Here is a 3,579-nt window from a genome sequence, read left to right as displayed (position 1 = left end):
ATCAAAGTTACCTGATGCAACTTCATCTAATACATGAACTGCATCATTTATAATTTCTTTAGTTTTGCTACTCATTTGTCTCATACTATCTGATAAAGAACCTAATTCATCTTTCGATTCATATTCAATATTAATGTTAAAATCACCTTCAGCCATTTTATTTGCTGCTTCTTCTATTTCTTCAATTGGTTGTTTTAATTTCTTTGTAACATATAAACATATAACTACACCTGCTAAAATATTAAATATACTAATTGTTACAGCAGCAAAAGTTGCACTTGAAATTGTATCTTCTACTCCTTTATTAAACTCAGCACCTCTAGCATCTGCTATCTCATTAAGTTTTATAGCATCCTCTATACATTTATCATATGCCTTGCTGTATGCAGTATTTTCACTTGCCATTTCTATTGCACCTTTATAGTTTCCTTGTTCTATTACTGTATAAACATTTAGAGCTTCTTGTTCAAAATTACTTATAGACTTTTCAAGATTATCAACTAATGACATATCTCCTTGGAAAGTACTTCTAACTTTTTTAAGATTTTCATATGCACCTTCAATATCTTTTGTAACAATACCTTTATATTTTGCAGGATTTGTGTATAACATTGCATTCCCAACATTTCTTTCAGCTGAAACTAAATCTCTACGAATTTCCATAGTTTCATTTGTTTGAGAATATGGTCTACGATATAATTCATGACTTAAGTCTCCTGCTTCTTTTAATTTTGATACTGTATAAAAACTTGTACACATTGAAATTATCAGTAAAATTCCAAAAGCTAAAGTTAGCTTTCTACCTATTTTCAAATTATTCATATTCATTCCTCCTTACAATCTTTCATTATATTTGCCTGCATCGTCCAATAAAATTTTTACTATTTAAGTAATCACACTATCTTTTAGTTTGATATTTTAATATAAATAAAATTTAATTTAGCAGTTTTAATAAAGGCATATTTTTTAGTATTTATAGTTTATATATTAAAATTACATATAACGTATTATATTCGACAAATTTTGATATAACTTTAGACATTATTTAAAATTAATTAAATTAATATTTTTAAAATTTACATATTTATATGATATTTCTAATTAAAAACATTTATTAATTGTCTATAAGTTGTGTTTAACTAACTATGTTATTTTTATGATTTTAATTTTATCAATCATTTTATTTACTTCATTTTTTATACGGATAAATACATATATACTTTAGATTTTGTATTTAATTAATATTTTTTAATGTATTTAAGCATAAAAAATGAAGATGCTTAATACACCTTCATTTTTTATGTTTAAATTCTATTTTATATTTAATTATTTATACTCAAAGCTAATTAAAGTTTAGATAAGGCAGATATAATAATTTCTTCTTTAAAAGGCTTAACTATAAACCCTTTTGCTCCATAAATAATAGCTTCTTTCATTCTAGCCTCTTGACCTAATGCTGATACCATTACAATTGATGCAGCTGGATCTATTTTTTTTATTTCTCTTAATGCCTCTAATCCATCCATTTCTGGCATAGTGATATCCATTGTTACAACTTCTGGTTGTAATTCTTGATATTTCTCAATGGCCATAACACCATTTTCTGCTTCTCCAACTACTTCAAATCCATTTTCTTCAAGCATCTTACGAATAGACATACGCATAAATGCTGCATCATCAACTATTAATACTCTTTTCATAACACTTCCTCCATTTTCATTACTTCCTATATAATAATAGTTTTATATTTTTAGCATCTATTTTTAAATTAGATAAACTTCCAGACATTTTAATTATTAAATATTATCTTAATTTTAAATAATTTACTTTTTAGATTATTAATCTATTATAATCAATAACAATTACTTTTTGCCAATATTTTTCTTTTAAATGTCTATTTCATTATTATACATAAAACTGTTTAATCATTAAAGTATTTATTAATTAATTTCATTATTCATATCTTCTACTATTTCCATTAATGAATCACAATCTAGCATTAATTGAACTTCATTATTTATTTCACTAACACATTTTATAAAGTTTTGATTACATTCTTCTTTATTTGAATTCATATTCATGCTTTGTTCAGGTGAAATATTAATAACTTCATTTACAGCATCAACTATTAAACCGATTTTTTCATCATTATTTTCAATTATAATAATGCAAGTTCTTTCATTATATTCAATTGGCTCCATATCAAATCTCATTCTAGCATCCATAACAGGGATAATAGTACTTCTTAAATTTATAATTCCTTTCATATAATTAGGAATAAATGGAACTTTTGTAATAGGTAGCATTTCAATAATTTCTATAATATACTTAGATGATAATGCATACTTTTGATTATTTATAATAAATACCATATACAAATCATCTATTTTGGCCTTTATTATTTCATCATTTGCGCTCACAAATAATACACCATCCTTTTAAATAACTTTCATCAATACCTTTATTACTTATTTTATAATAAAATTTAATCATCAAACCCTAATGAGGATAATAACTTATTACATGATTCAACCTTAGGAATAAAGTAATATTTTCCTTCAATTTCTTTATCTAAAGTGAAAAAGTCTGTTTCAATACATAAAATTGAATCAGATACTGGTCCATATAATGACATAGGTAAATTCATAATTGCCATTACCATATCTACACTAAAGTATGGAATTGATGGATTTATAGTTAAATTTGTCATATCAGATATTGCTGTTAAATATGTTCCACAAAGTATATTACAAATTTCTCCTATTGAACTTAATTCTTTACAAACTGAATCATAATCATTTATATCACATTCAACTTCTTTTCCTGTAATCTTTGATAATAAGTTAAGTGCTGAATTAACTTTCATAATAACCATAATAAACCCTTCCATATCTTCTGAAAGTTGTAAAACTGTTCCAACAACTAACTCTTCTGGAGATTTATAACTATTAGTTATATCTGAAAATTTAATCATATCACTTTTAGGAATTCCTATATCTACTATTTCATTTAACATTATAGCTAATGAAGATGATGCATTTCCTGCTCCTATATTACTAATTTCACGAAATACATTCAATTTATCACACTCAAATTTCATATATACCTACTTTCTATCTAATATTTAGATTTAATATTTATTATCTTGTCTTTAATTAATTTAAATTTAAAATCATTTATTTAGTTATAATTGCATTTACATCAAATATTAAACTGATTGAACCATCTTCTAAAATAGAACATCCTGATATGTAAGAATGCACCTTTTCAAACTGTGTTAATAATGTAGGTACTGGTTTAATTACAACTTGTTGTTGTCCAATGATGCTATCTACAATAATACATACACTTCCCATTTCAGATTCAACTAATATCATAGCTCCCTCATCAGAGCTTGATTTATCCATTCCTAATATATTTGATAATCTGCGAATCTTATAACAGTTCCCCCTAATAATGCTGTGTTCCTCTCCATTTGGATTTTGAACTATTTCATAAGCCCCATGTCTAAATACTTCCTTTATATTTAAGGCTGGAATAATATATATTTCATCTCCTATTTTTACCTTCATACCATCT

Annotated in this window: 5 protein-coding genes; all 5 read right to left on the bottom strand. The window is 24.9% G+C overall.

Going from position 1 to position 3,579, the window contains the following annotated elements; genetic code table 11:
• Nucleotides 1-822: HAMP domain-containing protein (locus ABFX13_RS14440; protein WP_346047204.1), on the bottom strand; the 822-nt coding region annotated here is incomplete at its 3' end.
• A gap of 524 nt (nucleotides 823-1,346) precedes the next feature.
• The gene (locus ABFX13_RS14435) at nucleotides 1,347-1,700 is read right to left on the bottom strand and encodes a response regulator (protein WP_147548226.1); all 354 of its coding nucleotides are present in this window, start codon (nucleotides 1,698-1,700) and stop codon (nucleotides 1,347-1,349) included.
• A 240-nt stretch (nucleotides 1,701-1,940) separates the two neighbouring features.
• Nucleotides 1,941-2,420: a chemotaxis protein CheW gene (locus ABFX13_RS14430; RefSeq protein WP_346047202.1), complete on the bottom strand. Its 480-nt coding sequence runs from the start codon at nucleotides 2,418-2,420 to the stop codon at nucleotides 1,941-1,943.
• Nucleotides 2,421-2,485: 65 nt separating this feature from the next.
• Nucleotides 2,486-3,100, bottom strand: a complete 615-nt coding sequence (locus tag ABFX13_RS14425; RefSeq protein ID WP_346047200.1) for a chemotaxis protein CheC — start codon at nucleotides 3,098-3,100, stop codon at nucleotides 2,486-2,488.
• Nucleotides 3,101-3,176: 76 nt separating this feature from the next.
• Nucleotides 3,177-3,579: chemotaxis protein CheW (locus ABFX13_RS14420; RefSeq protein ID WP_346047198.1), on the bottom strand; the 403-nt coding region annotated here is incomplete at its 5' end.

The organism is Paraclostridium tenue (assembly GCF_039521565.1).
Taxonomy (GTDB): domain Bacteria; phylum Bacillota; class Clostridia; order Peptostreptococcales; family Peptostreptococcaceae; genus Paraclostridium; species Paraclostridium tenue.
The sequence above is the reverse complement of the archived record's forward strand: the minus strand, read 5'-3'. Positions and strand labels throughout refer to the sequence as shown.